The organism is Pseudoalteromonas sp. 120-MNA-CIBAN-0494, assembly GCF_040308885.1.
GTDB lineage: Bacteria > Pseudomonadota > Gammaproteobacteria > Enterobacterales > Alteromonadaceae > Pseudoalteromonas > Pseudoalteromonas nigrifaciens.
This window is the reverse complement of the sequence record NZ_JBEOOE010000042.1, coordinates 1-23,499: the sequence shown is the minus strand read 5'-3', so window position 1 is coordinate 23,499 and position 23,499 is coordinate 1. Positions and strand designations below refer to the sequence as shown.

19 protein-coding genes are annotated in these 23,499 nt (G+C 40.7%); 8 read left to right on the top strand and 11 right to left on the bottom strand.

Translation table 11 applies throughout. The features are described 5' to 3' along the window. Positions 1–452: 452 nt before the first annotated feature. Genes AAEY55_RS16490 through AAEY55_RS16480 form a run of 3 tightly spaced genes read right to left on the bottom strand, consistent with a single transcriptional unit; the run spans position 453 to position 3,471 of the window. Complete coding sequence (locus tag AAEY55_RS16490) at positions 453–1,385, bottom strand: alpha/beta fold hydrolase (RefSeq protein ID WP_350546180.1); 933 nt, start codon at positions 1,383–1,385, stop codon at positions 453–455. A 3-nt stretch (positions 1,386–1,388) separates the two neighbouring features. Further along, positions 1,389–2,804 carry an ATP-binding protein gene (locus AAEY55_RS16485; protein WP_350546182.1) on the bottom strand — a complete coding sequence of 472 codons (1,416 nt, stop codon included), beginning with the start codon at positions 2,802–2,804 and terminating at the stop codon, positions 1,389–1,391. Beyond that, entirely contained in the window at positions 2,782–3,471 is a 690-nt protein-coding gene (locus AAEY55_RS16480) for a response regulator transcription factor (protein ID WP_350546185.1), read from the bottom strand. The genes AAEY55_RS16485 and AAEY55_RS16480 overlap by 23 nt, the downstream gene beginning before the upstream one ends. A 164-nt stretch (positions 3,472–3,635) precedes the next feature. On the opposite strand from AAEY55_RS16480, the gene AAEY55_RS16475 reads away from it, so the two are divergent. After that, positions 3,636–4,121, top strand: a complete 486-nt coding sequence (locus AAEY55_RS16475) for a Spy/CpxP family protein refolding chaperone (RefSeq protein ID WP_350546187.1) — start codon at positions 3,636–3,638, stop codon at positions 4,119–4,121. A 435-nt stretch (positions 4,122–4,556) separates the two neighbouring features. On the opposite strand, the gene yacG is transcribed toward AAEY55_RS16475, so the two are convergent. The 8 genes from yacG to nadC all read right to left on the bottom strand — a co-directional run bounded on the left by yacG (position 4,557) and on the right by nadC (position 12,560). Then, positions 4,557–4,787, bottom strand: coding sequence for a DNA gyrase inhibitor YacG (gene yacG / locus AAEY55_RS16470; RefSeq protein ID WP_011327088.1), 231 nt, complete (start codon positions 4,785–4,787; stop codon positions 4,557–4,559). 106 nt (positions 4,788–4,893) lie between these two features. After that, positions 4,894–6,567, bottom strand: coding sequence for a type IV-A pilus assembly ATPase PilB (pilB, locus tag AAEY55_RS16465; protein ID WP_350552284.1), 1,674 nt, complete (start codon positions 6,565–6,567; stop codon positions 4,894–4,896). 120 nt (positions 6,568–6,687) lie between these two features. Then, positions 6,688–7,320, bottom strand: coding sequence for a dephospho-CoA kinase (gene coaE / locus AAEY55_RS16460; protein WP_350552281.1), 633 nt, complete (start codon positions 7,318–7,320; stop codon positions 6,688–6,690). 1 nt (position 7,321) lies between these two features. Beyond that, positions 7,322–8,242, bottom strand: coding sequence for an A24 family peptidase (locus AAEY55_RS16455; RefSeq protein WP_350552278.1), 921 nt, complete (start codon positions 8,240–8,242; stop codon positions 7,322–7,324). 461 nt (positions 8,243–8,703) lie between these two features. Beyond that, a complete protein-coding gene (locus AAEY55_RS16450) occupies positions 8,704–9,087 on the bottom strand; it encodes a GxxExxY protein (protein WP_350552275.1) in 384 nt (127 codons plus the stop codon). A gap of 318 nt (positions 9,088–9,405) precedes the next feature. Beyond that, positions 9,406–10,635 (bottom strand): type II secretion system F family protein, encoded by a 1,230-nt coding sequence (locus AAEY55_RS16445; protein ID WP_350552272.1) that lies wholly within the window; start codon positions 10,633–10,635, stop codon positions 9,406–9,408. Between the two features lie 78 nt (positions 10,636–10,713). Next, positions 10,714–11,178, bottom strand: coding sequence for a prepilin-type N-terminal cleavage/methylation domain-containing protein (locus AAEY55_RS16440; protein WP_350552269.1), 465 nt, complete (start codon positions 11,176–11,178; stop codon positions 10,714–10,716). A 536-nt stretch (positions 11,179–11,714) separates the two neighbouring features. Next, positions 11,715–12,560 carry a carboxylating nicotinate-nucleotide diphosphorylase gene (gene nadC, locus AAEY55_RS16435; protein WP_350552266.1) on the bottom strand — a complete coding sequence of 282 codons (846 nt, stop codon included), beginning with the start codon at positions 12,558–12,560 and terminating at the stop codon, positions 11,715–11,717. A gap of 520 nt (positions 12,561–13,080) precedes the next feature. On the opposite strand from nadC, the gene ampD reads away from it, so the two are divergent. From ampD to AAEY55_RS16400, 7 genes are all read left to right on the top strand, one after another. Beyond that, positions 13,081–13,635 (top strand): 1,6-anhydro-N-acetylmuramyl-L-alanine amidase AmpD, encoded by a 555-nt coding sequence (ampD, locus tag AAEY55_RS16430; protein WP_182684031.1) that lies wholly within the window; start codon positions 13,081–13,083, stop codon positions 13,633–13,635. A gap of 13 nt (positions 13,636–13,648) precedes the next feature. Further along, on the top strand, positions 13,649–14,500 hold the full coding sequence (gene ampE / locus AAEY55_RS16425; protein ID WP_350552263.1) for a beta-lactamase regulator AmpE: 852 nt from the start codon (positions 13,649–13,651) through the stop codon (positions 14,498–14,500). Between the two features lie 705 nt (positions 14,501–15,205). Then, the gene (gene pdhR, locus AAEY55_RS16420) at positions 15,206–15,955 is read left to right on the top strand and encodes a pyruvate dehydrogenase complex transcriptional repressor PdhR (protein WP_011327101.1); all 750 of its coding nucleotides are present in this window, start codon (positions 15,206–15,208) and stop codon (positions 15,953–15,955) included. An 83-nt stretch (positions 15,956–16,038) separates the two neighbouring features. Next, positions 16,039–18,705, top strand: coding sequence for a pyruvate dehydrogenase (acetyl-transferring), homodimeric type (aceE, locus tag AAEY55_RS16415; protein WP_350552260.1), 2,667 nt, complete (start codon positions 16,039–16,041; stop codon positions 18,703–18,705). A 10-nt stretch (positions 18,706–18,715) separates the two neighbouring features. Further along, complete coding sequence (aceF, locus tag AAEY55_RS16410; RefSeq protein WP_350552257.1) at positions 18,716–20,680, top strand: pyruvate dehydrogenase complex dihydrolipoyllysine-residue acetyltransferase; 1,965 nt, start codon at positions 18,716–18,718, stop codon at positions 20,678–20,680. A gap of 157 nt (positions 20,681–20,837) precedes the next feature. Next, the gene (gene lpdA / locus AAEY55_RS16405) at positions 20,838–22,265 is read left to right on the top strand and encodes a dihydrolipoyl dehydrogenase (protein WP_089367702.1); all 1,428 of its coding nucleotides are present in this window, start codon (positions 20,838–20,840) and stop codon (positions 22,263–22,265) included. 287 nt (positions 22,266–22,552) lie between these two features. Continuing rightward, the gene (locus AAEY55_RS16400; RefSeq protein WP_041454330.1) at positions 22,553–23,227 is read left to right on the top strand and encodes a tRNA-uridine aminocarboxypropyltransferase; all 675 of its coding nucleotides are present in this window, start codon (positions 22,553–22,555) and stop codon (positions 23,225–23,227) included. Positions 23,228–23,499 lie beyond the last annotated feature (272 nt).

Here is a 23,499-nt window from a genome sequence, read left to right as displayed (position 1 = left end):
AAACCTTTGCCGTAGGCGGGAGTTTACCTCGCGCAGGGTTTTAAAAATTTAACAAGCGCGGCATAAAGCCCCGCCTACGGTTTAACCCAAACACCGAGCTTGGCTAATTCCTACCAAAACCTGACGCCTAATACCTAAAACCTAAACCTTTGCCGTAGGCGGGAGTTTACCTCGCGCAGGGTTTTAAAAATTTAACAAGCGCGGCATAAAGCCCCGCCTATGGTTAACCCAAACACCGAGCTTGGTTTTTTTCTACCTAAAACCTGACGCCTAATACCTAATACCTAAAACCTAAACCTTTGCCATAGGCGTGAGTTTAGTTTACCTCGCGCAGGGTTTTAAAAATTTAACAAGCGTGGCATAAAGCGCCTCCTAGGTTAACCTAAACATTGAGCTTGGTTTTTTTCTACCTAAAACCTGACGCCTAATACCTAAAACCTGCTCTTCCAAACCTATTCACAAAACTGGTACAAACTTGTTAGCAATGGCTGGCGTATTTCATCACGCTCAAATAATAGTTCGTGCTTAGCACCGGCAAAGCTCTTTATTATTGCCTGGTTATGTCGGTTTGCTAATTTATATTGCGCGGCGTTATCTACTACTTCGTCGCGCTCTGCGCTGGCAATAAACAGCGGAATATTAATGCTTAACTTATCAACCGATGCAATAAAGGTAAATGCGGCTTGTAGCCAACCATAGGTTACGCCACCAAGTTGCAGTAGTGGGTCTTGATAAGTTTGCCTAAAGTTTTTATAACGCACTTGGCTGCTAGTTAATGAGTTTAAAGCAAACTCTTCTGGGCTGTAATCGTTTTGCCCTAGGGCATAACTTTGTGAAAAACCGAAAAAAACAGCTGCGTTAGCAATTAGTTTTGCCAACGGTTTTGGAGTGTTTTTAGTGTGAATGTCAAACATGGGTGCCGATAAAAACAACCCACTAAAGTTATTTTTAAAATGAGCTAAATAGTCAAAGGCAATTGCGCCGCCCATTGAATGGCCAAGCAGTATTTTTTTGCCTTGCCAGTGGTTATCAACAATTTGTTGATTAAATAAATGCAGGTCGTGGCGATAATCAGTAAAGCATTTTACATAGCCTTTATGCTTATTGGCTAACTGTCGGTAAGAGCGACCTTGGCCTTGATGATCAACAATAAACACGGCAAAATTATTAGTGTACAGCTCCCACAATAGCTCTTTGTATTTATCAAGCCCTTCAATACGCCCTGAGCTAATAACAATCGCGGTATGCGCATGCTCAGGTTTTGCATAGGCGTAAAATAACTGCCCGGCAGGGGTATTTAAATAGGCTTTAACTAGGGTGTTGTTATAAAAATCATTAATACTGGGTTGATTATCAACAAGCTCGTTTTCACTACTGTAAAACATTCTCTACTCTTTTATTATTGGCAAAGTAACCATGGCGCACAGGCCACCTTGTGGTTTATTTGATAAAACCAAGCTGCCGCCATGAGCAATAATCGCATTTTTGGCAATCGCTAAGCCTAAACCCGTGCCACCACTCACTCGGTCGCGCGCATCTGACTGCCTAAAAAACGGCTCACATAGCTTACTAAGCTGATTGTTTGGTACACCTGGGCCATCATCACATATTTCAATATAAATGGCATCACCGTGCTTTAGGGTAAGGTTAATAGTGTGCTGTGCATATTTAATCGCGTTGCGCAGTAAGTTTTCCAGTGCGCTGGCAATTAGCGCTTCATCGCAATTTAGTGTTACCGCCGCCGAGCCGCTTACTTGCAGTTGCTTGTTGTGCTGTTTTGCTTCAAAGGTGGCATCGTTAAGTACATGATCAACAATATCTTGCAATGACTGTTTGTGTAGCGATAACGCTTGGCTATTTGCCTCTAAGCGCGACACTTGCAATACATCGGCAATCATTTTATCGAGTTGATTGGCTTCTTTTTCTATGCGTAGTAAATACGATTGGCTGGCTTCGTTAGCTTGCATTTGCGCAAGGCCGGTCGCCATTTTTAAGCGAGTAAGCGGCGAGCGTAGTTCGTGTGATATATCAGCCAGTAGGCGCTTTTGTGCGCTAATTAATTGCGCTAATTGGTCGGCCATACGGTTAAAGTCGCGCCCTAATATTCCCAGCTCATCTTTACGATTTACCGAAATTGCGGCGCGCGCTGTTAAATCCCCCGCAGAGAGTTTTATAGCGGCTTTTTTTAAGCTATTAATAGGGGCAATTAAGTTACGGCTAAATAAAAAGCTTAAAATAAGTGAGGCAATAATAGCAATTGATATTTTTATCCAACCCGGCATTAACTTTAACCGCAGATATAGCGGCGTATGGTTGTAAATATCTATTTCATATAAATAAAAATCACCTTCAGGTACTCTAATTTTTATTGGCCCAATTGCTTGGTATTTTTCGGTATAAATAACTTGCGGCGGCATGCTCTTAGTAAAGTTAAGCAAGCTTAAATCAACATCGGCGGGTATGCTTTTATTTGTTAGCGAATCTTCTAGCTGCTCTGCATTTAAATATAAAAGCTTACCATTAGTACGTCGAGGGTGCTTTAGCGTATCGTTAAGCGAACGCTTGTGCTTTATGGTAGAGCGCTCAATGTTTTTAGCGGTATAAGCTAAGTTTTTTTCCATCGGGCCATGCAAGGGGTTATAACTAACAGAGTTAATAGTTGTAACCCTACTTAAAAATATAAGTGCCGCACCTGTGCCAATAATAGTTAACCAAAACCAAGTGAAAACTTTAAAAAACAAATAGTGCCGAGGATGTTTAAGCCAGCTAAAACTTGCCAATTTATTCGCCTTGAATAAAGACATAGCCCGTCCCTCTAATGGTTTTAATTAGCTCGTTAGGTAAGTGTTCAGCTATTTTTTTACGAATGTTGCTAACGTGCATATCAATAGAGCGATCAAACGAGGCTAAGCGCCTGCCAAGTACATCTTCACTTATTTGCTCTTTACTAACTACTTCACCAGCGCGCTTGGCTAGGAGTGCGAGTATTTCGTATTCGGTGCCAGTAAGGGTTAAGGTTGTTTGTTTAATTAAGGCTTCACGGGCGGCTAAATTAATAGTAACCCCGTTAACCACTAATTTATTATTGCTAGTGGTATTCATGGTGGTTATATGTTCAATACGACGCGTAATTGCTTTAACTCGGGCAAGTAACTCACGGTGATTAAAAGGTTTAGGTATGTAATCGTCTGCGCCAAGTTCAAGGCCAAAAATACGATCAAAATCTTCGCCTTTGGCGGTAAGCATAATTACCGGCGTAAGCTTGGTTTGCCTAAGTTGTTTAAGTACTTCAAAACCATCAAGGGTAGGCAGCATTACATCAAGTAGTATTAGTGCGTAGTCGTTCGCTTGCGCTAGTTTTAAGCCTTGCTCGCCGTCGTGTACGCTTTGCACGTTAAATCCTTGCGCGGTTAAATACTCGCTTAATAGCTCACACAAACCTGTGTCGTCATCAATCATTAATAGTTTCATTTTCAAACCCTTGGGTTGTGCCGTATGAGCTGATTTTACCTGCTTAATAGTACAAAAGTGAATCTTTACATAACCTTTACACTGCTTTGCGTTACTTTGCATTGCAGCGGGTATAGTTACCTCAACAGATTAAAACAACCAATCCAATAGTAAAGGTAATGATTATGACTAAAGTAAATACACTTTCAAAACTAGTACTTATTTGTGGCTTAGCAACCGCTACTTTCGGTGCAACCAGTGTTATGGCCAAAGGCGATATGCATAAGCAAGGTCGCCACTCACAAGCGCACTTTTTACTATCGGAGCGCGGCGCTGATAAACTTGATTTAACACAAGAGCAGCAAACTAAATTAGAAGCTATATTTGCAGCACAAAAAACGCAAATGCAAGCACTTAAAGGTACAGATAAAGAAGCGCGCAAAGCAAAGCGCACCGCTCACAAAGCTAAAATGGAAAGCTTATTATCGGCAGCAACGTTTGACGAAAATGCAGCAAAAGAACTACTAGCTCAACGCCACGAAAAAGGTGAAGAAATGGGTTTAATTAAATTAAAAACTCAGCACCAAGTGTGGCAAGTTCTAAATGCAGAGCAGCAAGAAAAGTTTGCAAAAATGCAAAAGCGCATGGGTAAGAAAAAACATTCAAAATAGCTCGGTGTTTAAATTACCCGTAGGCGAGGGCTTGCCACCGCGCTGCGCGCACGTAGTGCTAAAGATATATTCACAAAGAGGTTAAGAGCCGCTGCGCTTTAGAGGAGTAAACAGTAAATTAGTTGTTTAAATGGCTTCTCATTTGCTCTCATTGTCTTCTCTTTGTGAAAAAGGTTGGTTTTAGCTAGAGCCAAGCTCGGTGTTTAAATTCCCCGTAGGCGGGGCTTTATGCCGCGCTGGTTAAATTTAAAAAACTGCGCGAGGTAAACTCCCGCCTACGGGTTGGGGGTTTATTGTAGGCGGGGCTTTATGCCGCGCTGGTTAAAACTTAAAAACTATTGCGCGAGGTAAACTCCCGCCTGCAAACTCCAGACAAAAGTAAAAGCCAAGCAAGGTGCTTGGCTTATATACTTTACTGCTCTCTAAACCTACTTACTACTTAAAAAAGTCATCTTCATTTTTTGCCATCATGGCTTCTATGTCTTCAATCATGTCTTGGCTAAAATCTTCAGCTGAAGTGATAGGGGCTGAAATTCTATTATTTTCAAACGACCATTCGCCTAAATCAATAAGCTGACAACGTTTTGAACAAAATGGGCGGTGTGGGCTTTGCTCTGACCATTCAACCTTACTTTTACAGGTTGGGCAGTTAACAATAGTTGGCATAGTAATCTCTCAATCTTGTTTTAAATGGTGCTGTCTAATAGCCAAACTCTAAGTCAGTTTAAATGCTTTTAGTATTGTATTGGCTTTTATAGAGTCGTATCAGATATTAAAAACTCGTTACCCGATTAATCTCAGCTAGCGAGGTCATGCCGTCGGCGGCTTTACGAATGCCCGATAAACGCAGGTTATTAAATCCGGCTTTAAGCGACACTTCAGCTATTTCTAGTGAGTTACCACCGCGCATTATAATTTGTGCTATTTCTGGGGTAATTTTCATTACTTCGTAAATACCTACACGACCTTTATAACCATCGGTACAGTTTTCGCAACCTTTAGGAGCATACAAGGTCATTTCACTAATTTGCTGCTGGCTAAAACCTTGGCGTAGAAGCTCTTCACTAGGTAAATTTTCAGGCGTTTTACATTTAGGGCATAATCGGCGCGCTAGGCGCTGAGCTATAATTAAGCTAATAGAACTTGCTACGTTATATGCCGGTACGCCCATGTTTAATAAACGGGTAATGGTTTCGGGTGCTGAGTTTGTATGCAAGGTCGAAAGCACTAAGTGACCTGTTTGCGCCGCTTTAATAGATATTTCGGCGGTTTCTAAGTCACGTATTTCACCTACCATTACTACATCGGGATCTTGGCGTAAAAATGCGCGCAATGCGTTGGCAAAGGTCATATCGGCTTTAATATTAATTTGTACTTGGTTAACCCCTTCGAGGTTAATTTCTACCGGATCTTCGGCAGTACTAATATTACGCTCTGGCTGGTTTAATATATTTAAGCCAGTGTAAAGCGATACCGTTTTACCCGAGCCAGTAGGCCCAGTTACTAATATCATCCCTTGTGGTTGCTCAAGCGCATCCATATACAGCTTTTTTTGCTCGGGTTCGTAACCTAATACATCAATGCCAAGCATGGCGCTAGATGAATCAAGAATACGCATTACAATTTTTTCGCCCCATAAGGTAGGCATGGTGCTTACCCGAAAGTCGATACTTTTACGCTCGGTTATTTTTAGCTTTATGCGGCCATCTTGTGGTTTACGTTTTTCGGCAATATCAAGGCGCGACATTACTTTAATACGCGCGGAAAGCTTAGTAGCTAAACTGTTTGGTGGGCTGGCTACTTCGTGCAAAATGCCGTCAATTCTAAAACGAATTCGGTATTTGTGCTCGTAGGGTTCAAAGTGTAAATCAGACGCACCTTTTTTAATCGCATCCATTAATATTTTATTGATGTAAACAATGATTGGTGCATCGTCTTTGTCATCGTCTTTAGGAGTGTCTTTTTGTATATCGGCGTCTAGTTCGGCAAACTCTTTAAACTCGTCATCACTTAAATTTAAGCTGCCAGTGGCATCAAGCAATTGTTCTATTTTTTTATCGAGTTGAATGTAGTCAACCACTACCACTTCGCAAGACAAGCCGGTACTAAATTCAAAGTTTTCAAATGCGCCGTAATCGGTAGGATCAGAGGCGGCAATATACACTTTTCTGCCTTTTTGTACTAAAGGCAAAATATGATGTTTACGGATCAGTTTTTCTTTTACTAACTCAGGAGAAATAAGTGCAGTATTAAAGTCTTTTAAATCAAAAAAAGGCACCCTAAATAAATCAATGCATTGCGCCGCTAAATCTTTACTTTCAATTTTTCCACATTTAGCAATAAGCTCAGCAGTAGAGGCAAACTCTTGCTGTTTAGTTTTTACTATACCGGCATCAACACGGCCAAGGGTAATAAATTTTCTTAATAACGGTGAGTTAATATTCATTGCGCACCTGTATAAATCCTTCAATAGTTAGCAATTTATCAGAAAAAAGCAGGGATTACATTGCCCATCACAATCTAGGCTAATTTTAGCAATTAAAATAGCTGTTTTTATAATTTATGGCTATTTTAACGCCAATTTTAAATAGCCTTTATGCAAAGCTATTAAGTCGTGCTTAACTAGAGTTAGGCTGCGATCGTTATTTAAAATATCATCTGCTTGTTGTTGTTTTTGTTCACGCGACATTTGCGCGGCAATAATACTATTTACTTGCTCTAAGCTTATGTTATCACGTTTAACCGTGCGCTCTATTTGCACGTTTTTTGGCACGTCTATAAGTAAAGTGCGGTTACAGTATTTATCTAGGCCGTTTTCAAAAAGTAGCGGGGCAACCATTACCACATAAGGGCTGGTGGCGTTATTTAAATCGGTAATAATTTGCTGGCGAATAAGTGGATGTAATAGCGTATTTAACCAGTTTTTATGCTCAGTATTGCTAAAAACAAGCTTCCGTAAAGCACTGCGGTTTAAGTTGCCGTCGGCTAAGAGTATATCAGCACCAAAGTGTGCAACAATTGCCTTTAGCCCTTCGCTGCCTGGCTCAACTACTTGGCGCGCAATAATGTCGGCATCAACAACGCAAATACCCAGCGCTTCAAGCATATTACTTACAGCCGTTTTACCACAGCCTATACCGCCAGTTAAACCCAGTACCCAATTATTTATGTTCGTTACTTTAACCGCTTGTTCGCTCATATTAGTAGCCAATTAAATTAAAGTAGCTAGCTTGTAATTGCTCGCCCCATAACATGGTTATCCAGCCTGCAATAGCTAGGTAGGGGCCAAATGGAATGGGGGTGGCTTTGTCTTTACCTTGAATCGTTAATAGCGCAATACCAATAATGGCGCCCACTACGCTCGAGAGCAAAATAATAGTCAATAACGATTGCCAGCCAAGCAAAGCACCAAACACGGCAAGTAATTTAAAGTCGCCATAGCCCATGCCTTCTTTATCGGTTAGTAATTTAAATAACCAAAATACGCTCCACAAACTTAAATAGCCGCAAGCAGCCCCAATAATGGCATCAGCTGGGGTAACGGTATAGCCCAGTACTGCAGCAATAAGCGCCAGCCATACTAGCGGTAGGGTAATTTGGTCGGGCAGTAGCATATGGTCAATATCAATAAAGGTAAGCGCCACTAAAGCCCAAGTAATTGCTATATAAAGTAAAGCCTGCTCGGTAACGCCCAAGCTATAAGCAACTACTAAGCTTAATAGTGCAGTTATTGCCTCTACAATAGGGTAGCGAGCCGATATCGGGTTACTACAACTGGCGCATTTACCTTTTAAAAATAACCAGCTAATAACAGGAATGTTTTGCCACGCTTTAATTGCGGTTTTACATTTAGGGCAGGTAGAGTTGGGCTTAATTAAATTAAAAGTTGAGTTTAAATCTGAGTTAAAAGGCTCGTTGGTGTTTTTTTTATTACTTTTAAGTTCGCTTTCTAAAAGCAGCCGGCATTCGCCTTGCCATTCGCGTTGCATCATTAATGGCAAGCGGTAAATAACCACATTTAAAAAGCTGCCAACACACAAACTCACCAAGCCAATAGTGGTTAAATAAAACCATAATTGGCTTTGCATCACTGTGGTTATATCTAGAAAGAAATTTTGCATCTAACTACCTAAAAACTATTTATAAAAGTTATGTGAAAAACATTACCACAAAGAGAAAACAATGAGAGTAAATGAGAAACCATTAAATAAGTTAATATTTTAAGCTATTACTTTTCACTACTCTAAAGTGCAGCGCTCTCTTAACCCTATTTGTGAATAAATTACTTAAAGATCTTTTGCACAAAGAGAAGACAATGAGAGTAAAAGAGAAGCCCCTTAAACAATTTCACTTCTCTACAGCGTAGCGTGCTCTTAATCCTCTTTGTGAGTATTAACTTAAAGATTTTTTGCACAAAGAGAAGACAATGAGGGTAAATGAGAAGCCACTAAACAAGTTAACATTTTAAGCTATCACTTTTCACTACTCTAAAGCGTAGCGATCTCTTAACCTCTTTGTGAGTATTTTACCTATTTATCAGCAACTTTAACTATCATAATGCAGTGCATTATTAAGTTTTTGGTTATTCACCTTTAAGTAAATTAAACCTCTTAACACCATCAGTTAACTTTTTGACATTAAAGTTTATTAAAAGACCTGAGCTTATGCTCGTAAGTTTCATATAAGTTAACAGTTGCGCTGAATGTATTGGCTGTAATTTATCAACAGCTTTTAATTCAATGATTAATTGATTAGGTAATAAAATATCTAATCTATAACCAGCATCAATTAATATATTTTTATAGTTAATTGGAAGCTCAACCTGACCTTTTGCAACAATTCCAGCTTGCAGTAACTCGTATATAAAGCACTTTTCATAACTCGATTCTAATAATCCTGGCCCTAGCTGGTTGTGGACTTCAATTGCACAACCAATCACTTTCTGTGTCAATAAATCAATTTCCATATGTATTCCTTCACACTTAAAGCTTTCTATATTTCACTAAAAACAATTTGCACAAAGCGAGTAAATGAGAAGATAAAACTGTTTTAATTACTTCTCTACAGCGTAGCGTGCTCTTAATCCTCTTTGTGAGTATTAACTTAAAGATTTTTTTCACAAAGAGAAAACAATGAGAGTAAATGAGAAACCATTAAATAAGTTAATATTTTAAGCTATTACTTTTCACTTCTCTAAAGCGCAGCGCCCTCTTAACCCTCTTTGTGAATATTTTATTAGATCGTCAATTCACTAATCTATAATGCTACTTTCCGAAGCCTAAAACTAAATAACAGAGCCAAGTTGGAATATAGGCAAGTACATGGCAATAATTAAACCACCAACTAGCACACCTAATACGGCCATGATTAGTGGTTCTAGCAAGCTTGAGAGTCCATCTACCGCATCGTCAACTTCTTGCTCATAAATAGTCGCTACTTTACCTAGCATGCCATCGAGCGATCCCGACTCTTCACCAATAGCCACCATTTGTATTACCATATCAGGGAATATTTTAGAGTTACGCATTGCCCAGTTCATTTGGTTACCCGAGCTAACCTCGGCTTTAATATCTAAAATAGCATAACGATAAACCGCATTACCTGAGGCACCTGCAGCAGAGTCCAGCGCATCAACTAGCGGCACACCAGCAGCAAAAGTGGTCGAAAGCGTGCGGGCATAACGGGCAACAGCGGCTTTATTTAAAATCATACCAATAACGGGGAGCTTTAGTACTGCTCGGTCGGTAGCATCGCGGAGTTTTAAGCTTTTAAGGTGCGCCTCTTTAAAAGCCCAACCAAAAGCAAACATTATTATAAGTATTATCCACCAGTACTCTTGCATAAACTCCGATATGCTAATTACGAACAAGGTAAAAGCAGGGAGTTCAGCGCCAAAACCGGCAAAAATATCCTGAAATTGCGGTACAACAAATATTAGTAATATTGAGGTAACTATAAGTGCGATAACTAATACCGCAATAGGGTAAAACATGGCTTTTTTTATTTTTGATTTAAGCGCTTCAGATTTTTCTTTATAAATAGCAACGCGGTCGAATATTTTATCCAAAGCGCCCGACTGCTCACCCGATGCCACTAAATCACAATATAAGTCATCAAAATAACGGGGATGGCGTCGCAGAGCTTGTGATAGTGGCTGACCAGCTTTTACTTCATCGGCAATGGCTTCCATCAGCTTACTTACACTTTTGTTAGATGAGCCTGAGCCAATCATTTCAATTGACTGAATTAACGGCACGCCCGCCATCAGCATAGTGGCTATTTGCCGAGTAACGAGTGCAATGTCTTTTGCAGTGACCTTTTGAATATTTTGAATACCGAACAATGGTTTTGCTTTACGCTTTACTTTGGAAGGAGTAATACCTTGTTTGCGAAGTTGTGCCTTGACTAAAGCTATGCTTGCACCAGTTGATTCGCCCTCTAACCGCTTACCTCTGGAGCTCACGCCTATCCAGGAAAAAGTGTCTAGCTCTTTACTTTCTGATTTTTTTTTCATTGTTAGGCTAATTATTTTTTGCGGATGATTGAAATGTAAATAAAGGTAATTAATTACCTTTATTTACATTATATTAGATTAATTTACAGAGCAGTTGATCCCTCTTCCTGCTGTTGTACTTGAGCAACCGGAACCAGTAAATGCCCACTTTATTGTACCACTGCTATTGCTTGGAGTAAGTTTCAACGCTAAATTGTTGCCGCTAGAATCGGTAGCTGTTGTTACAACATCTATAACTCCATTAGCAGTTGTTAACTTATCAACATAAGCGATAGTTGCACCGGCATTTTTTGCTGTAATATCTGCAGGAATATCGTTTTTTCCTGCATTACAAGTAGTTAAACTACCGGTAGTCTGATTGCACATAGCAACAGCTGTTTTATATGATGCTATTCCAGCTAATGCACCACTAACCTTAGTTCTTTGAGTGTAGTCTTGGTACTGTGGTATAGCAATAGCAGCCAAAATACCTATGATTGCTACTACGATCATTAATTCAATTAGGGTGAAACCCTTTTGGTTCTGTTGTGTCATTGTTTTCATGTTTCCTCTCCTAAAGGATAATGTTGTGGTAAATAAACGCTATTTAAGTAGCATTAGTGCTTAGCTTAATTTGTTTATTTAACCTGTTTACTTAATTTGTTTATTTAAACAGTTTATTTAAAGAACAAACTTTACTGTACAGCGTATTTTAGTTTGCATAGACAAGAACACGCTGTGCATTTAGTTATTAAAGTTGCCAATATTTAGCACTTTAATGTGTTATTGAGTTACTTTTATATTTATAAATTCGCTTATATTTTTAGGTATAGCCGTAGAAATACTTAACTTTTTATACATTTCATTGCATTCATTAATATTAAACCAGCTAATTAGTGCTTTTATATTAATGGTACATTCATTTATAGTACAACAGCGTGAGTTTACCACTGTTTTTTACTTTTTAGTACACGGATTATATTTAAAAAAGTATTTTATTTAACAAAATTTTAAAAAGCAATCCTTTCGGGTTGTTTAATGCTTTATAGTATCTATTGTCAATGAATTAGCGCAGTTTAAATTTAAAGTCTGCGTTATTATTAATCAAATCGCATTGATAAATCGATTGATTGTAAGTTTTTTGTTAACGCTCCGCTCGATATAAAGTCTACCCCAGCTTGAGAGTAAGTTTTAAGCGTTTGTAAGGTCATATTGCCCGAAACTTCAAGTTTTGCGCGTTTGTTAGTAACTACTACAGCTTGCTTTATTTGCTCTACGTTAAAGTTGTCGAGCATTATAATATCGGCACCCGCATCAAGCGCTTGTTTTAGATCAACAAGTGATTCAACTTCTACTTCTATTGGTTTGTTTGGTTGGTTTTGTTTAGCTTGCGCCACGGCTTTGTTTATACTGCCACACGCTGCTATGTGATTTTCTTTTATTAAAAACGCGTCGTATAAACCAATACGGTGGTTTGCACCGCCGCCACATTTAACGGCGTATTTTTGTAAAATGCGTAAACCAGGTATGGTTTTGCGGGTATCGAGTAGTTGGGTTTTTGTACCCGCAAGTTCTTTTACATAATGAGCTGTGGTAGTAGCCGTGCCCGAAAGTGTTTGTACAAAGTTAAGTGCTGTACGCTCGGCAGTTAAAATAGCGCGAGCCGAGCCTGTTGCTGTAAATAAAGTACTGTTAGCTTTAACTGCATCGCCATCGTTTACTAGTACATTTACTACAACGCTTGGCTCTACTTGTTTAAATACTTCAATAATTAGGTCTTTACCACAAAATATGCAGTCTTCGCGGGTAATTACTTTAGCGTTTGCTTGCTCGTTTGCTGGAATAAGTTGCGCGGTAATGTCGCCATTTTCAGCACTTTGGTAATTTAAATCCTCACCAAGTGCAAGAGTAACTAGTTGACTAACTAAAGTGTGTGGAATAGGCATAAAAAAGCTCGTAACAGTAAATAAATTAAGCAAATTTTACTATGTTTGAATTGCAATAACCAGCTTTGTGGTAAAGGCTGGTATCAGGTTTTTGGGGAAAGCAGGTTTTAGGTTTCAGGTTTCAGGTATCAGGTAGAGATAAGCTCGATGTTTAAATTACCTGTAGGCGAGGGAGTTGCCACCGCGCCGCACGTAGTGCGAAAAACATATTCACAAAGAGGCTAAGAGGGCGCTGCGCTTTAGAGTAGTAATAAGTAAATTAGTTGTTTAAGTGGCTTCTCATTTGCTCTCATTGTTTTCTCTTTGTGAAAAGGGTCGGTTTTAAGTAAAGATCAAAGCAAGCTCAGTGTTTAGGTTACACGTAGGCGGGGCTTTATGCCACGCTGATTAAAATTAAAAAACTGCGCGAGGTAAACTTCCGCCTACAAGCTCGCTGGTTGGTAAGCTTTTATTGCTTCATCTATCATTTTTAAATTAAATCCTTTAGCATCGATGTTATGTAGATCTTTTGATTTAAATTATGAACATAGATTTAAATGGGGTGGTAAATTGTGCTTTGCAGCGTGGTTGTTCGCATTTTGATGAGCGCCCGAGTGATACAGACGTTTCTTTATTGGTAATTCACAATATATCCTTGCCGGCGGGGCAGTTTGGCACGCCTTATGTTGATGATTTATTTATGGGTACGCTTAATTGTGAAGCGCATAGCAGCTTTAGCGATTTACACGGTGTGCGGGTGTCGGCACATTGCTTTATTAAACGCAGCGGTGAGCTAGTGCAGTACGTGCCATTTACTAAACGAGCATGGCATGCTGGGGCGTCTGAGTTTAACGGGCAAACTAACTGCAATAACTTTAGCATTGGCATTGAGCTTGAGGGAACCGACACCACAGCTTATACTTTAGCGCAATACACTAGTTTAAAAACACTAAGTAAAGCCATAATGCAACGCTATCCAAATATAACAACAGAGCGAATTGTAGGGCATTGCGATATAGCACCAGGGCGAAAAACAGACCCCGGTAGTAGCTTTAACTGGCATTTATTTTTAACTATGCTTAAACAATCAGGCTAAGTGAGTAACAACAATGATTTTGGTTTCGATAATAATTGCATTAATACTTGAGCGTTTAGGTGCTCGTTCAGCCCATTGGCAAATTAGCTACTACGCAGACGGTTATGTAAATCGCTCGGCAAACCTACTCACTAATAAAGGCGTATTTGGCTCGGGTGTTGGCTTTTTAGTGTGGCTACTTTTACCTGTACTGGCTATTGGTTGTTTATATTTGTTATCAGACTTTGTGCTGTGGCAACTTATTTTTAATGTAACAATATTACTCGTGTGTTTTGGCTGTGCTAAGCAGCGTGCATTATATAAGTCGTACTTAAACGCTTTAACCCGAGATGATAAAACCGCAGCTACCTTATATGCACTACAAATGGGCCAAAATCGCACAGAAGAAGAACAAGACGGCGAAACAGTTGGGCAAGCCCTGGCATGGGTTAACTTTAGATTTTACTGCGCGGTGATTTTTTGGTTTGTAATATTAGGCGTAGCCGGTGCGGTTTTATATGCACTCGTACGCACATTCGCCGATTTAGTAACGCAAGATGACGACGAAATAATAGCAAAGCATTCTAAAATGCTACACAGATTATTATTTTGGCTTGACTGGTTACCAGCGCGCATTACCAGCTTTGGTTATTTAGTAATAGGTAACTTTAATAAAGGCACTAGTTGCTGGTTACGCTACGCGCTTGATTTTTCAAGCCCTAACCGCAAAGTGGTTACTTACACCGCCTTAGCCGCAGAGCAAGTAGAAAAACGCTACTACGACTGCGCGTACGAAGCCACTTGTATGATTAAATTGGTAAAACGTAATGTATTGTTTTATTTAGTACTGATTGCATTATTAACCTTGTTTGGTGGGCTGGATTAAAAGGCAGGCTTTAGGTGTCAGGTTTTAGGTAGAGATAAAGCCAAGCTCGGTGTTTGAGGTTATACGTAGACGAGGGGCTTGCCACCGCGCACGTAGTGCGAATGTTTTAAGTAATTATAGTTTTTGTTAAAAATATCGCGCCAGCAAGCTTGGCACTTACAAATTCCAGACAAAAGATAAAACTAAGCACGGTGTTTGGATTGTGTAAGTGCGGTTTTACACTTCTCTTTTCAAACAAAGATACTATTTCACAAAGAGAAGGCAATGAGAGTAAATGAGAAAACATTAAAAAGTTAACATTTTAAGCTATTACTTTTCACTGCTCTAAAGCGCAGCGCCCTCTTAGCCTCTTTGTGAATAAACGGGCTTTAATTAAAGTTACACTGCGGACTACGGGGTGTTTACTTATTTTTACTGCTAACACCTAAACTCTCCGCTATCACTTTTACCCTCCCTGGTCTGACCAATTTATTTTCGTCTCATTTACCTTTCTTTATTTATACTATTTTGTGTATTCTTTAAACTTTGCGCTGAATGCGTTACGCTGGCTAAGTGTCCTTAAAGCTACTGTAAATTGACAGCAATTAGGCTTTTTGTTACCGTATGTCAAAATTTGGTATGACCAATTTACCTTTTAGTTAAATTGTTCAGTTCAAAGCCTGGTTTTAAGGGCTTTTGGTATTTATACAACGCGGACGTTGACTGATGTCTTTAAAGATTAAAGCTGCAAAATTATCGGATGTGATTTTACAACAACTTGAGAACATGATTCTTGAGGGGTCGTTGGCACCAGGCGAAAAACTGCCACCGGAGCGTGAGTTAGCTAAGCAATTTGAAGTGTCGCGGCCATCACTGCGCGAGGCGATTCAAAAGCTTGAAGCTAAAGGTTTAGTAACCAGACGCCAAGGCGGCGGTACGTATGTAAAAAATCAGCTCGAAGAAGGGCTTACTGATCCGCTGTTTGATTTGATCAGTAAACACCCTGAGTCGCAGTTTGACTTACTTGAATTTCGTCATGCATTAGAAGGGATTGCTGCGTATTACGCTGCACTGCGTGGCACCAATAACGATTTTATTAAAGTAAAACAAAGCTTTGATCAAATTGCTTTGGTACAAGACGATTTACAACAAAAAGCGAAAGCAATAAATGCTTTTCATTTTTGTATTGCAGAGGCGTCACATAACATTGTTTTACTACATTTGGTGAGAGGCATGCAGGCATTGCTTGAGCAAAATGTATTACAAAATTTAACCGTGTTATTAACAAAATCAGATATCAGTAACCAATTAGGCCACCACCGTGGCTTGCTAATGGATGCTGTTATTGAAGGTAAGCCCGAAGAAGCACGCTTAGCTAGTAATGCGCATTTAGCCTATATAGAAGAAGCATTACTGGAAGCGGGTAAAGAACATTCGCGAATTGAACGCAGTTTAAGACGCACCAAACAAAATTAAGCAAATACATCCTTACTCAAAATTAGTAAGTGGGATGTGTTAAATACACAACATTCGTATTTTAAACATAAGGAAACCTCCATATGTCTGAAGTCAATAAAATTGACGTAGACGCGCTAGAAACACAAGAGTGGTTACAAGCTCTTGAATCGGTTGTGCGCGAAGAAGGTGTTGAACGAGCTCAGTTTTTACTTGAGCAAGTGTTAGAGCAAGCCCGTTTAGATGGCGTAGATATGCCAACGGGTATTACCACTAACTACGTCAATACAATTCCGGTAGAGCAAGAACCTGCTTACCCGGGAGATGTAAATATTGAACGCCGTATTCGTTCAATAATTCGTTGGAACGCGATAATGATTGTATTGCGTGCATCGAAAAAAGATCTCGATTTAGGCGGCCATATGGCGTCTTACCAATCGTCTGCGGCATTTTATGAAGTGTGTTTTAACCACTTTTTTAAAGCACCAAACGATGTAGACGGCGGCGACTTAGTTTATTACCAGGGGCATATTTCTCCGGGTATTTATGCACGCGCATTTGTAGAAGGGCGTTTATCGGCATCACAGCTAGATAACTTCCGTCAAGAAGTAGGTGGCGAAGGTTTACCGTCGTACCCGCATCCTAAATTAATGCCTGAATTTTGGCAGTTTCCTACGGTTTCTATGGGCCTTGGTCCTATTTCGTCTATTTACCAAGCACGCTTTTTAAAATACCTAGACGGCCGTGGCTTAAAAGACACTAAAAACCAACGTGTATATGCGTTTTTAGGTGATGGCGAAATGGATGAGCCAGAATCACGTGGCGCTATTTCATTTGCTGCACGCGAAAAGCTAGACAACCTATGTTACTTAGTTAACTGTAACTTACAGCGCCTAGATGGCCCAGTTATGGGTAACGGTAAAATTATTCAAGAGCTAGAGGGCCTATTTAAAGGCGCTGGCTGGAACGTAATTAAGCTAGTGTGGGGCAGCGGTTGGGATATATTACTGGCTAAAGATAAAACCGGTAAGTTATTACAACTAATGAACGAAACGGTTGACGGCGATTACCAAACGTATAAAGCAAAAAATGGCGCGTATGTACGTGAACATTTCTTTGGTCGTTACCCAGAAACAGCAGCACTTGTTGCTGATATGACAGATGACGAAATTTTTGCGCTTAAGCGTGGTGGTCATGAGCCATCTAAATTATTTGCTGCATTTAAAAAAGCAGAAGAAACCAAAGGTCGTCCTACTGTTATTCTTGCTAAAACCGTTAAAGGTTACGGCATGGGTGAAGCAGCTGAAGGTAAAAATATTGCGCACCAAGTTAAAAAAATGGACATGTCGCATGTTGCACACCTACGCTCACGCTTAGGCCTTGACGATTTAATATCTGAAGAGCAACTAACCGAACTGCCTTATTTAACGCTTGAAGAAGGCACTCCTGAGCACACTTACTTACACGCTCGTCGTGAAGAGCTTAAAGGTTATACACCTAAGCGTATTGCACGCTTTAGCGAAAAGCTAACAGTGCCAGAAGTAGAAGCGTTTAACCCGCTACTTGAAGAGCAAAAACGTGATATTTCTACCACTATGGGTTTTGTTCGTGCTCTTAATATTTTACTAAAAGACAAAGGCATTGGTAAAAACATAGTACCTATTATTGCCGACGAAGCACGTACCTTTGGTATGGAAGGTTTGTTCCGCCAAATTGGTATTTATAACCCACATGGCCAAAACTACACACCTCAAGATCGCGATATTGTTTCTTACTATAAAGAAGCTACATCGGGTCAAGTACTGCAAGAAGGTATTAACGAGTTAGGTGCAATGTCGTCATGGGTTGCTGCAGCAACATCGTACAGCACTAACGATTTACCAATGATCCCATTTTACATTTACTACTCTATGTTTGGTTTCCAACGCGTTGGCGACATGGCATGGATGGCAGGCGATCAGCAAGCACGTGGTTTCTTATTAGGTGCAACAGCCGGTCGTACTACGCTTAACGGCGAAGGCTTACAACACGAAGATGGCCACAGCCATATTCTTGCCAGCACAGTACCTAACTGTATTTCTTACGATCCAACGTACGCATACGAAGTAGCGGTTATCATTCAAGATGGTATTCGTCGTATGTATGGTGACGATCAAGAAAACATTTACTACTACTTAACGTTAATGAACGAAAACTACCATCAGCCAGCTATGCCAGAAGGCGCTGAAGAAGGTATTCGTAAAGGTATTTACAAGCTAGAAAGCTACGCAGGCAAAAAAGCCAACGTACAGCTATTAAGCTCGGGTACTATTATGACTGAAGTACGTAAAGCAGCTAAAGTATTGAGCGAAGATTACGGTGTTGCGTCTGACGTATTCTCGGTAACGTCTTTTAACGAGCTAACGCGCGATGGCCAAGATGTTGAGCGCTTTAACATGCTTAATCCTGAAGGCGAGCAAAAAACAGCGTATATCACTAGCGTATTAAACGATTCAGTAACGGTTGCAGCAACCGATTACATGAAAAACTACGCAGAGCAAGCGCGTTCGTTTATTCCTAGCAATAACTATAAAGTGTTAGGCACCGATGGTTACGGCCGCTCTGATAGCCGCGAAAACCTTCGTCGTCACTTTGAAGTTAACGCAGACTACGTTGTAGTTGCTACGTTATCTGAACTTGCTAAACGTGGTGAAGTTGAAAAGTCGGTAGTTATTGAAGCACTTAAAACGTTCAATATCGACACCAACAAACTTAACCCACTGTACGCATAAGAGGTTTGCAATGAGTATTGAAATTAAAGTACCCGATATCGGTGGTGATGAAGTAGAAGTAACCGAAATCTTAGTAGCCGTTGGCGACGTTGTTGAAGTTGACCAAGCATTACTAACCGTTGAAGGCGACAAAGCATCAATGGAAGTGCCGGCCGATACAGCTGGCACAGTAAAAGAGATTAAAGTAAGCGTTGGCGACAACGTAGCTACTGGCTCTTTAGTGTTTATCTTTGAAGGCGAGAGTGAAGGCGAAAGTGCAGATAAAAGCGCAAGTGCAGACAAAAGCGACAGTGCAGCAGAGCAAAAAGCGCCTGCAACTGACGCTAAGCCAGCACCAGCGGCTTCTAGCTCTGCAGCACAAGACGTAACCTTGCCAGATATTGGCGATGACGAAGTTGAAGTAACTGAAATTTTAGTAGCCGTTGGCGACAGCGTTACTGAAGATCAGTCTATTTTAAGCGTTGAAGGCGACAAAGCATCAATGGAAGTACCTGCGCCGTTTGCTGGCACAGTTAAAGAAATTAAAGTAGCGACTGGCGATACAGTAAAAACTGGTTCATTGGTATTTGTATTTGAAGTAGCGGGTAGTGAGTCTGCAGCACCAGCTGCTGAGTCAACACCAGCCGAAACTAAAGCAGCACCGGCAGCCGAGCAAAGCTCAGCATCAAGCACAAAAGAAGTTAACGTGCCTGATATTGGTGGCGACGAAGTTGAAGTGACCGAAATTTTAGTAGCCGTTGGCGACAGCGTTACTGAAGATCAATCGTTACTAAACGTTGAAGGCGACAAAGCAGCAATGGAGCTTCCTGCGCCGTTTGCTGGCACAGTTAAAGAAATTAAAGTAGCTACTGGCGACAAAGTATCGACCGGCTCGTTAATTTTTGTTTTTGAAGTTGCTGGTGGCGCACCTGCTGCAGCCGCTAAACCTGAAGCCGAAAAATCAGCACCTGCTGCTAAAAGCGAAAAGCCAGCACCAAAAGCCGAAACAGCGACGCAATCTGCTCCAGCAGCTAGCAACGAAAGCTTTGCTGATAACAGCGCGTATGCACATGCATCGCCTGTGGTACGCCGCTTAGCACGTGAGTTTGGTATAAACCTAGCTAACATAAAAGGCTCTGGTCGTAAAAACCGCGTAGTAAAAGAAGACGTGCAAAACTATGTTAAAAACTTAGTTAAGCAAGTTGAATCTGGTCAATTGTCGGCAGGTAAAGGCAACGCAGGCGGCAGTGAGCTTGGGCTTATTCCATGGCCTAAAGTTGATTTTGCTAAGTTTGGCGAAATTGAAGAGAAAAAACTATCGCGTATTCAAAAGCTATCGGGTAAAAACTTACACCGTAACTGGGTGCAAATCCCACATGTTACTCAGTTCGACGAAGCCGATATAACCAGCCTTGAAGAATTCCGTAAAGAGCAAAATGCCCTTAACGAGAAGAAAAAGCTAGGTGTTAAAATTACGCCACTAGTATTTGTAATGAAAGCCGCAGCAAAAGCATTGGCCGAATTTCCAACTATTAACTCGTCACTGTCTAACGACGGCGAAAGCTTAATTCTTAAAAAGTACATTAATATTGGTGTAGCGGTTGATACGCCAAATGGTTTAGTAGTACCAGTGTTTAAAGATGTTGATAAAAAAGGCATTATTGAACTATCGCGCGAGCTAATGGAAGTATCTGTTAAAGCACGCGACGGTAAGCTTACCTCGGCAGATATGCAAGGTGGCTGTTTTACTATTTCAAGCTTAGGCGGTATTGGCGGTACGGCATTTACGCCGATTGTTAATGCGCCAGAAGTGGCTATTTTAGGTGTGTCTAAATCTGAAATGAAGCCAAAATGGAATGGTAAAGAGTTTGAACCAAAACTTATGGTGCCATTGTCAATGTCGTACGACCATAGAGTGATTGACGGTGCGCTAGCAGCACGCTTTACTGTTACGCTGGCAAGCTACATGAGCGATATTCGTCAATTAGTGATGTAATTGCTAAAAATGTATGAAATCAAATCCCAGCCAGTTGTTTTTTGCTGGGATTTTTACCATTTGCAATGATACAATCTTTGCACAGAATTTCTGCCTCGCAGAAGCATGGCAGTTAAACCTTGGGGCTGTGTCCCGTTCAAATAATTAAGGTAATAGCATGAGCAACGAATTAAAAACTCAAGTTGTTGTACTAGGCGGTGGTCCTGGTGGTTACTCTGCGGCTTTCCGTGCTGCTGACTTGGGCTTAGAAGTTACACTAGTTGAGTCTCGCGATACACTAGGCGGTGTATGTCTAAATGTGGGTTGTATCCCTTCAAAAGCGCTTTTACACGTAGCTAAAGTAATTGATGACGCAGCGGCAATGGCCGATCATGGCGTTACTTTTGGCGCACCACAAATTGACTTAGACAAAATCCGTTCATGGAAAGACTCTGTTATTGGCCAACTTACTGGTGGCTTAACTAGCATGTCTAAAATGCGTAAAGTTAAAGTTGTATACGGTTACGGTAAATTTACTGGCAGCAACACCATTGCTGTTGAAGGCGCCGACGGTACAACAACAATTACGTTCGATAACGCAATTATTGCTGCAGGTTCTAAACCAGTTAGCTTACCTTTCATCCCAGAAGATGACCGCGTAATTGACTCAACTGGCGCACTAGAGCTTAAAGATATCCCTGAAAAGCTACTTGTACTTGGTGGTGGTATTATTGGCCTAGAAATGGGCACAGTATACCGTGCACTAGGTTCAGCAATCGACGTAGTTGAATTTGCTGATCAACTAGTACCTGCTGCTGATAAAGACATTGTTAAAATTTACCAAAAGTACGTAAGCGACAAATTTAATGTAATGCTTTCTACTAAAGTAACGGGCATTGACGCAAAAGACGATGGCCTATATGTAACGTTTGAAGGTAAAAACGCACCAGCAGAACCAGTACGTTACGACAAAGTACTTGTAGCAGTTGGCCGTACACCAAACGGTAAGTTACTTGATGCAGATAAAGCTGGCGTTAACGTTGATGATCGCGGCTTTATTAATGTTGATAAGCAGCTTAAAACAAACGTTGAGCACATTTTTGCAGTGGGTGACATTGTTGGCCAACCTATGCTTGCGCATAAAGCGGTTCACGAAGCACACGTTGCAGCTGAAGTTATTTCTGGTCAAAAACATTACTTTGATCCTAAATGTATTCCTTCAATTGCCTACACAGATCCAGAAATGGCGTGGGTTGGTGTAACTGAAAAAGAAGCAAAAGAGCAAGGCCTTAGCATTGAAACAGCGGTATTCCCGTGGGCTGCATCAGGTCGTGCAATTGCATCTGCACGTACTGAAGGTTCTACTAAGCTTATTTTTGATAAAGAAAGTGGCCGTGTAATCGGTGGCGCTATGGTTGGTATTAACGCAGGAGAAATGCTGGGCGAAATTGGCCTAGCAGTAGAAATGGGCGCAGATGGCGAAGACTTAGCACTTACCATTCATGCTCACCCAACATTGAACGAATCAATCGGCCTAGCAGCTGAAATTTACGAAGGTTCAATCACTGACTTACCAAATAAAAAAGCAGTTAAAAAGAAAAAGTAATTTCTTTTAGTTAATTGTTTAAAAACCCAAGCCCAGCTTGGGTTTTTTTATGGGCGAAAAAGCAGGTTTTAGGTATCCGGTTTCAGGCAGAGATCAAACCAAGCTCGGTGTTTAGGCCGTCCGTAGGCGGGGCTTTATGCCGCGCTTGTTAAAATTGAAAAACATTGCGCGAGGTAAACTCCCCCTACAGGGTTGTATCACCTTGTTAATACCTAAAGCCCTTACATATCTATTTTCATCAAATTTAGCTACAATGCGCGCCTAATTTATTTAAGGTAAACCCCCCAGTGAAAAATGCCGTTTTAGCATTACGTGCCCAACAAATAAGCGAATCGCGCCGTGAGTTTAACGCTCGAGGCGCTAAAATGACACGTTGCCAGCAATGCCTACTTGCAGAGCTTTACTGTATTTGTGAAGGGGTTGTACAAGCCGATTGCGACGCCGCTGTTTGTTTACTTATGTATCATAATGAAAGCTTTAAACCTTCAAATACTGGGCGTTTAATTGCCGAAATAGTACCTGAAAACTATGCATTTAGATGGGACAGAACTGATCCCGATGCCAAACTTTTAGCATTAATAAACGATCCGCAATATCAACCTATGGTTGTATTTCCTGCTGAAGATGTAGAGCCGGGCAGAGCCGTAACTGAAGTAAATATAACAGCCGGTAAAAAACCGCTATTTATATTTCTAGACGGCACCTGGCGCGAAGCTAAAAAAATGATCCGCAAAAGCCCGTATTTAGATAACCTTCCGGTATTGTCGATCACTGCCGACAAACTCTCAGACTACCGCCTTCGCGTTGCTCCCCATGCGCATCAACTTGGCACCGCAGAAGTGGCCATTATGGTGCTAGCGTTAGCGGGAGAGAAAGATGCAGCCACAAAACTAGAACAGCATTTTATAAAATTCCGCGACGCGTACTTATTAGGTAAACGCAATAAAGGCAGGCCAGAGTAAAAGGGCTGGTTTCAGGCAGAGATTAAACCAAAATCGGTGTTTAAGTTGCTCGTAGGCTGGGCTTTATGCCGCGCTTGTTAAAATTAAAAAACTGAGCGAGGTAAACTCCCGTCTACAAGTCAGGCTCGGTCTATATCACTTAGCTAGAACTTAAAAGCTAGAACCTTATATCTATAGCTTTTAATATTTTTATAATTTATCGAAATTTTCCGAGAAAACCCATTGATCGACGCGAAGCGGCGTCGATGGGATGAATCGGAATAGTTAGCCCT

Bases quoted from the DNA above. Each gene is read 5' to 3' on its own strand.
- AAEY55_RS16490 (WP_350546180.1), bottom strand. From the start codon at position 1,385: ATGTTTTACAGTAGTGAAAACGAGCTTGTTGATAATCAACCCAGTATT.
- AAEY55_RS16485 (WP_350546182.1), bottom strand. From the start codon at position 2,804: ATGTCTTTATTCAAGGCGAATAAATTGGCAAGTTTTAGCTGGCTTAAA.
- AAEY55_RS16480 (WP_350546185.1), bottom strand. From the start codon at position 3,471: ATGAAACTATTAATGATTGATGACGACACAGGTTTGTGTGAGCTATTA.
- AAEY55_RS16475 (WP_350546187.1), top strand. From the start codon at position 3,636: ATGACTAAAGTAAATACACTTTCAAAACTAGTACTTATTTGTGGCTTA.
- yacG (WP_011327088.1), bottom strand. From the start codon at position 4,787: ATGCCAACTATTGTTAACTGCCCAACCTGTAAAAGTAAGGTTGAATGG.
- pilB (WP_350552284.1), bottom strand. From the start codon at position 6,567: ATGAATATTAACTCACCGTTATTAAGAAAATTTATTACCCTTGGCCGT.
- coaE (WP_350552281.1), bottom strand. From the start codon at position 7,320: ATGAGCGAACAAGCGGTTAAAGTAACGAACATAAATAATTGGGTACTG.
- AAEY55_RS16455 (WP_350552278.1), bottom strand. From the start codon at position 8,242: ATGCAAAATTTCTTTCTAGATATAACCACAGTGATGCAAAGCCAATTA.
- AAEY55_RS16450 (WP_350552275.1), bottom strand. From the start codon at position 9,087: ATGGAAATTGATTTATTGACACAGAAAGTGATTGGTTGTGCAATTGAA.
- AAEY55_RS16445 (WP_350552272.1), bottom strand. From the start codon at position 10,635: ATGAAAAAAAAATCAGAAAGTAAAGAGCTAGACACTTTTTCCTGGATA.
- AAEY55_RS16440 (WP_350552269.1), bottom strand. From the start codon at position 11,178: ATGAAAACAATGACACAACAGAACCAAAAGGGTTTCACCCTAATTGAA.
- nadC (WP_350552266.1), bottom strand. From the start codon at position 12,560: ATGCCTATTCCACACACTTTAGTTAGTCAACTAGTTACTCTTGCACTT.
- ampD (WP_182684031.1), top strand. From the start codon at position 13,081: ATGAACATAGATTTAAATGGGGTGGTAAATTGTGCTTTGCAGCGTGGT.
- ampE (WP_350552263.1), top strand. From the start codon at position 13,649: ATGATTTTGGTTTCGATAATAATTGCATTAATACTTGAGCGTTTAGGT.
- pdhR (WP_011327101.1), top strand. From the start codon at position 15,206: ATGTCTTTAAAGATTAAAGCTGCAAAATTATCGGATGTGATTTTACAA.
- aceE (WP_350552260.1), top strand. From the start codon at position 16,039: ATGTCTGAAGTCAATAAAATTGACGTAGACGCGCTAGAAACACAAGAG.
- aceF (WP_350552257.1), top strand. From the start codon at position 18,716: ATGAGTATTGAAATTAAAGTACCCGATATCGGTGGTGATGAAGTAGAA.
- lpdA (WP_089367702.1), top strand. From the start codon at position 20,838: ATGAGCAACGAATTAAAAACTCAAGTTGTTGTACTAGGCGGTGGTCCT.